Source organism: Streptomyces sp. NPDC054841 (assembly GCF_053611045.1).
Window position 1 is genome coordinate 1 of the sequence record NZ_JBSGZO010000484.1, and the last position, 6,211, is coordinate 6,211.

Consider the following 6,211-nt stretch of genomic DNA (forward strand, 5'->3'; position numbering starts at 1 on the left):
GGGCGGGGGGGTTTGCCCCCCCCCCCCCGCCCCCCCCGGGGCCGGCCGGCTTCGGGGGGGCGGGGGGGGGGGTCGGGGGGGGGGGGGGGGCGCCCCCCCCCCCCCCCCCATCAAAGGGACGGCAGCCACCAACGCACCTTGTAGATACCGCCGTTGACCAGCCGGTACGTCCCGTCCGGCCGGTGGACCGTCACGTTCCGCGTCCACCAGGTCTCTTCGAGCCCGCTCTCGGGCACGGTGGACGCGACCTGCCCGGTCACAGGGTCGTTCCCGACCGCCTTCACATCCGCTCGGCTGATCTTCGCGGCGCCCGCGAAGTCCTGCACGAACACCCTTCGGCTCTTGGAGTACTGGTGGACGGCCGAGCCGGTGGTCACCCAGAGCCGGTCGGGCCGCCCCGCGACCTGCAGCAGATCGTGCCCGTGCGGGCCGGGCAGCGGCACCTCGAAGCTCTTGGTGAGCGTCGGTTCCGCGGCCGTGCCGCCCGGCTTCAGCGCCACCAGCCGGTCCCCGCCGAGTGCCCACAGCACCTTGCGCCGCGCGTCCCACTGCAGCCCGTGCGCGTCGTCCAGCGTGTACGAGGCGAACGGCACGCCGACCGGGCCCTGCGAGGCCGCGTAGAGCCGGACCACGTCACCGGTGCTGCCGGCGACGGCCACATTGCCGTCGGGCAGCAGCTCGATGCTGTGCGGATTGTGCTCGATGGTGCCGGGCGAGAGCGTGTCGCCCCAGTAGCGCCTGCCGGACGGATACTCGACGACCGCGGCGAAGCCGAACGACGCCGTGGTGAGTACATAGGTCCGGCCCCGGAAGATGCGCACCTTCGCCTCGTCCGGGTACACCCAGCTCCTGGCCGGCTCCATGTCGGCGTACCGGGGGTCCCCGAGCGGCGAGAACGCCCACTTGACGACGGACGGATCAGCCTGTGGGTCCCAGGTCCGGCGCGCCCCGTCGAGCAGCAGGACGCGTTTGGACGCCTGGTCGGTGACGAGGAGGTCCGGGGCTCTGCCGCCCGGCGGCGGCGGGGCGGGCGCCACCGCCAGAAGGCAGAGCGTCAGCCCTCCGACGAGCGCGGCCCTGAGCGTACGTACGCGAAGAACTCGGCGAATTCGCACGGCCCCTGAGCCTGCCGGACACCGCCGGGCAGGTCACGTACCGAAACAGCCAACCTGCGAACGGCCGGTCAGCGGACGGCCGGACTACGAACGGCGGGCAGCGCACCGCGTCAGCGCACCGCGGTCAGCGGACGGCAGGCAGCGGACCGCCCGCGGTGAACGGCGGGCCGCTAGGGCCTGTCGTTTGGATCAGGCCGGATCAGCGAGCGGGGTCTGGCGCGTGCAGATGCAAGGCGGAGGAAGGAGCCACTGCGGAGCATTGGCGACTGACGACAACGCAGCAGATGCGCGTGCCAGGGCACGCGAGCCCGGCAAGATCCGAACGACAGGCCCTACACCTCGAAGACCGCGGTCACCGGCGCATGGTCGCTCCACCGCTCGCCGTGGCTCGCCGCCCGCTCCACATACGCCTTCACGCACTTCCCGGCGAGGCGGGGCGTCGCGACGAGCAGGTCGATGCGCCAGCCCGTGTCGTTGTCGAAGGCCCGGCCACGGTACGACCACCAGGAGTACGGCCCCTCCTGGTCGGGATGCATCGCGCGTACGACGTCGACGTACCCGGCCCCGGCCCCGGTCCCGGTCCCGCCGTCGGCGTAGACGCGACCGAGCCACTCGCGCTCCTCCGGGAGAAAGCCGGAGTTCTTCTTGTTGCCCTTCCAGTTCCTGAGGTCGGCCTCCTGGTGGGCGATGTTCCAGTCGCCGCAGACCAGGACGTCGCGGCCTCCCCCATAGGCTTCGCCATGGGAGGTGCCCCCAACCGCCGCCCGCTCCTTCAGGCCCTTGAGATACGGCAGGAACTCGTCCATGAACCGCGTCTTCTCGTCCTGCCGCTCGGTGCCCACCTCGCCCGAGGGGAGGTAGAGGCTGGCCACCGTGACGCCGGGCAGGTCGATCTCGACGTACCGGCCGCTCCCGTCGAACTCCTCGCTGCCGAAGCCGGTCCGTACCGCGTCCGGCTCGCGCCGCGAGTAGACGGAGACGCCCGCGCGTCCCTTGGCGGCGGCGGGGACGTGGACCACGTGCCACCCCTCGGGGTCCCGCACCTCTTCCGGGAGCTGGTGCGCCTCGGCCCGTACCTCCTGCAGGCACAGGACATCGGCCGAGGTCTCCGCCAGCCACTCCACGAAGCCCTTCTTCGCGGCGGCGCGCAGACCGTTGACGTTGACGGTGGTAACAGTGAGCATCCCGGCACAATATCCGAGAGACACCATGCGCATAGATGTACGATACTTCGTATGGATATCCGGCCGACTCTTTTCGACCACCCCGACGCCGTCAAGCTCAACGACCAGGTACAGCTCGAATACGTCGCGCGCTACGGCGACGAGGGCGATGCCACACCGCTCGACGCCTCGATGTTCGTCCCGCCCCGCGGACTGTATCTGCTCGCGTACGACCCGCTGGGCCGCCCGGTCGCCACCGGCGGCTGGCGCACGCAGGACGAGAACGAGGAGGGATACGCGGACGGCGACGCCGAGCTCAAGCGGATGTACGTCGTCCCCGAGGCCCGGGGTCTCGGTCTCGCCCGGCGCATCCTCGCGGCGCTGGAAGAGGACGCGCGCGCCGCCGGCCGGAGCCGGATGGTGCTGGAGACCGGCACCGCCCAGCCCGAGGCGATCGCGCTGTACACGTCCAGCGGCTACGCGCAGTGCGCCAAGTTCGGCCACTACCGGGACTACGAGAACAGCCGCTGCTTCGCCAAGCCGCTCACATGAAACCCTTGACGCGCCCCTGACAGAACCCGCGCCTTCGTGGCACGCTGCCTCACGCACGCCGATCCGCACCGTTCTCATCCCCCACCCTGCCCGGCACCACCCCGGCCCGGGCACGGCAGAAGGAGACATGCGTGAGACGCCATCGCACAGCCGCGGGCATTCTGTTAGCCGTCGGAGCACTGCTCACGGGCGGACTGTCCGCCGCCGGCGCGGCCAGCGCCGCCACCCCGGTCCCCGCTCGCACCGCCTCGGCCGCGGAACAGCACCAGGCCCGCGCCTTCTGGACCGCCGAGCGGATGCGTGGGGCCACCCCGCTCGATCTGCTGCTGACCCCGAGCGCGGCGAAGACCCTCAGGGCCCCGAAGCCCGCCGCCGAGACCACGACCGTCGCGCCCACCGCCTTCCCGCAGGCGGGCGGCCCCTGGACCGGCGCCGGTGCGGTCGTGAAGACCTCGGGCCGGGTGTTCTTCACCTTCCAGGGGCGCACGGCGTCCTGTTCCGGCAACGCCGTGACCAGCCAGAACGCCAGCACGGTCATCACCGCCGGGCACTGCGTCAAGTACCAGGGCAGCTGGCACACCAACTGGGTCTTCGTGCCGGCATACAACAACGGCCAGGCCCCGTACGGCCAGTGGGCCGCGTCCAAGACGCTCACCACCCCGCAGTGGGAGGCGACCGAGGACATCAACAACGACATCGGCGCGGCGGTCGTCGCCCCGCTGAACGGCCAGAAGCTGACGTCGGTCACCGGCGGGCAGGGCATCCAGTTCAACGGCGGCTACAACAAGCAGATGTACGCCTTCGGCTTCCCGGCCGCGTCCCCGTACGACGGCACCAAGCTGATCTACTGCAGCGGGAACAGCTCCAAGGACTGGCTGTTCTCGCAGGACCACAGCCTCGGCTGCAACATGACGGGCGGCTCCAGCGGGGGCCCCTGGTTCACCGGCTTCAGCGAGGCGACCGGCACCGGCCTGCAGGTCTCGGTGAACAGCTTCGGCTACGTCTTCCTGCCGAACCGGATGTTCGGACCGTACTTCGGCAATGAGGCGAAGTCGCTGTACGACAGGGCGCAGGCGTCCTGAGGCACTTCGACAGCGCGGCCGGCTGGGACGGACCTCTCTGGCCCTGCCGGCCGCTGCACGACCATGGACGGAAGTGCCGGCCATCGCCATGATCGGCTCGTACAGCAGCGCAGGCTCAGGGACGAGAGGCGGAACGTACGGATGGCGACGCACTGGGCGGACTTCCAGTACGAGATCTATCTGAACGGGATGACGGGGGCCGTGCCCCGGCTGCCCACCGATCTGACCCGGCTGGAGGAACTGGCCGAGCACCGGCTCGGCCCGGGCCCGGTCGGCTATGTGACGGGCAGCGCGGGCAACGGCAGCACGACGCGCGCCAACCGGGCCGCGCTCGACCAATGGCGGATCGTCCCGCGCATGCTGCGTGACGTGCACGAACGTGATCTGTCCGTGGACGTGCTCGGGCGTCCGCTCCCGGCACCGCTCGCCCTCGCGCCCATCGGCGTGCTGTCGATCATGCATCCGGACGCGGAGTGCGCCGCCGCGCGCGCGGCCGCGGCGCGCGGCGTCCCGTACATCCTGTCCTCGGCGTCCAGCACGCCGATGGAGCAGGTCGCGGAGGCGATGGGCGACGCGGAGAGGTGGTTCCAGCTGTACTGGGCGAAGGACCGCGACGTGACGGCCAGCTTCCTCGCGAGAGCGAAGGCGGCCGGGTTCACGGCGCTGATCGTCACCCTCGACACGCCGCTGCTGGCGTGGCGGCCCCGCGATCTCGACCAGGCGTATCTGCCGTTCCTGCACGGGGTCGGCACGGCCAACTACTTCAGCGACCCGGCCTTCCGGGCGGGGCTCGCCAAGCCCGTGCACGAGGATCCGAACGCGGCCGTGATGCACTTCGTCGGGATGTTCGCCGACCCCGCCAAGACCTGGCCCGACCTGGCCTTCCTGCGCGAGCACTGGGACGGGCCGATCGTCCTCAAGGGCATCCTGCACCCGGACGACGCCCGCCGGGCCGCCGACGCCGGCATGGACGGTGTCGTCGTCTCGAACCACGGCGGCCGCCAGGTCGCCGGCTCCGTCGCCGCGGCCGACGCCCTGCCGCGCGTCGTCGAAGCGGCGGGCGACCGGCTCACCGTCCTCTTCGACAGCGGCGTACGCACCGGCGACGACATCTTCAAGGCCCTGGCGCTCGGCGCCCGCGCGGTGCTCCTGGGCCGCCCGTACGCGTACGGCCTCGGCCTCGACGGACAGGCGGGCGTCGACCACGTCATCCGCTGTCTGCTCGCCGAGTTCGACCTCACGCTCGCGCTCTCGGGTCACTCGGGCCCGGGTTCACTCACCGCCGACGACCTCATCAAGGAATGCGCATGAAGAACATCCTGGCGGTCATCTCCCCCCACGTCGGAGGCCGTACGGCCGGGGCCGCCCTCGCCGGTCTGTTCCCCGGCGCCCACGTCACGGTCGTCGAGACGGCGGACGAGGACCCGGCCGCCCTGCGCGAGGCGCACGTCATCATCACCGGCCTCGGGCCGGTGACCGCCGGCCACATCGCCGAGGCCCCCGCCCTGGAGATCGTCCAGTGCGCGAGCCACGGCTACGACTACGTCGACCTGGACGCCGCCCGCGCCCGCTCCGTCCCCGTCTGCAACATCGGCTCCAGCGGCGCGGAGAAACAGAACGTCGCCGAGCAGACCTTCGCCCTCATGCTCGCCCTCGCCAAGCAGTTGATCCCCGCCCACACCGCCCTCGTCGACGCCGACTGGGCCCTGCCGCGTCTCCAGCAGTCCCTGACCGAGCTGTCCGGCAAGACCCTCGGCATCATCGGCCTGGGCAGCATCGGCGAGGAGGTCGCCCGCCGCGCCGTCGCGTTCGACATGCACATCCTCTACGCCGGCCGGCGCCGCGTCCCGCCGGAGACCGAGGCCCGGCTCGGCGGCGCCCGCCACGTCCCCCTCGACGACCTCCTGCGCGCCTCCGACTACGTCACCCTCCACGCCCCCCTGACCGACGAGACCCGCCACCTCCTGGACGCCGGACGTCTCGCCCTCCTCAAGCCCACGGCCTTCGTCATCAACACGGCCCGCGGCGCGCTCATCGACCAGGACGCCCTCGCCGACGCACTGGCCTCCGGCACCCTGGCGGGAGCCGGCATCGACGTCTTCGACCCGGAACCCCCGACCGCCGCCCTCCGCCTCCTCAGGGCCCCGAACGTGGTCCTCTCCCCCCACGTCGCCGGCGTCACCCGCGAAACCCTGGTCCGCATCGCCCTCGCGGCCGTCCAGAACGTCATCGACCACCTGGACGGCAAGCCGCCGCGCGACGTCGTCACGTAGCCGGAACGAAGGGGTCCCGCCCGGTC

6 protein-coding genes are annotated in these 6,211 nt (G+C 71.7%); 4 read left to right on the top strand and 2 right to left on the bottom strand.

From position 1 onward, the window contains the following. Positions 1-110: 110 nt before the first annotated feature. Together ACWGI8_RS37255 and ACWGI8_RS37260 are read right to left on the bottom strand one after the other, a co-directional pair. The gene (locus tag ACWGI8_RS37255; protein WP_453667865.1) at positions 111-1,115 is read right to left on the bottom strand and encodes a DUF6528 family protein; all 1,005 of its coding nucleotides are present in this window, start codon (positions 1,113-1,115) and stop codon (positions 111-113) included. A gap of 332 nt (positions 1,116-1,447) precedes the next feature. Further along, a complete protein-coding gene (locus tag ACWGI8_RS37260; protein WP_453667866.1) occupies positions 1,448-2,299 on the bottom strand; it encodes an exodeoxyribonuclease III in 852 nt (283 codons plus the stop codon). 51 nt (positions 2,300-2,350) lie between these two features. Here ACWGI8_RS37260 and ACWGI8_RS37265 point away from each other — a divergent pair, with 51 nt between their 5' ends. The 4 genes from ACWGI8_RS37265 (at position 2,351) to ACWGI8_RS37280 (ending at position 6,185) form a co-directional block, all read left to right on the top strand. Beyond that, complete coding sequence (locus ACWGI8_RS37265; protein WP_453667867.1) at positions 2,351-2,830, top strand: GNAT family N-acetyltransferase; 480 nt, start codon at positions 2,351-2,353, stop codon at positions 2,828-2,830. Positions 2,831-2,961: 131 nt separating this feature from the next. Next, on the top strand, positions 2,962-3,912 hold the full coding sequence (locus ACWGI8_RS37270) for a trypsin-like serine peptidase (RefSeq protein ID WP_453667868.1): 951 nt from the start codon (positions 2,962-2,964) through the stop codon (positions 3,910-3,912). Between the two features lie 141 nt (positions 3,913-4,053). Beyond that, complete coding sequence (locus ACWGI8_RS37275; RefSeq protein WP_453667869.1) at positions 4,054-5,223, top strand: lactate 2-monooxygenase; 1,170 nt, start codon at positions 4,054-4,056, stop codon at positions 5,221-5,223. Further along, positions 5,214-6,185, top strand: coding sequence for a 2-hydroxyacid dehydrogenase (locus ACWGI8_RS37280; protein WP_453667870.1), 972 nt, complete (start codon positions 5,214-5,216; stop codon positions 6,183-6,185). Before ACWGI8_RS37275 ends, ACWGI8_RS37280 begins: the two co-directional genes overlap by 10 nt. Positions 6,186-6,211 lie beyond the last annotated feature (26 nt).

Excerpts from the sequence above, each read along its gene's own strand:
- ACWGI8_RS37280 (WP_453667870.1), top strand. The coding sequence starts at position 5,214 with ATGCGCATGAAGAACATCCTGGCGGTCATCTCCCCCCACGTCGGAGGC.
- ACWGI8_RS37260 (WP_453667866.1), bottom strand. The coding sequence starts at position 2,299 with ATGCTCACTGTTACCACCGTCAACGTCAACGGTCTGCGCGCCGCCGCG.
- ACWGI8_RS37265 (WP_453667867.1), top strand. The coding sequence starts at position 2,351 with ATGGATATCCGGCCGACTCTTTTCGACCACCCCGACGCCGTCAAGCTC.
- ACWGI8_RS37275 (WP_453667869.1), top strand. The coding sequence starts at position 4,054 with ATGGCGACGCACTGGGCGGACTTCCAGTACGAGATCTATCTGAACGGG.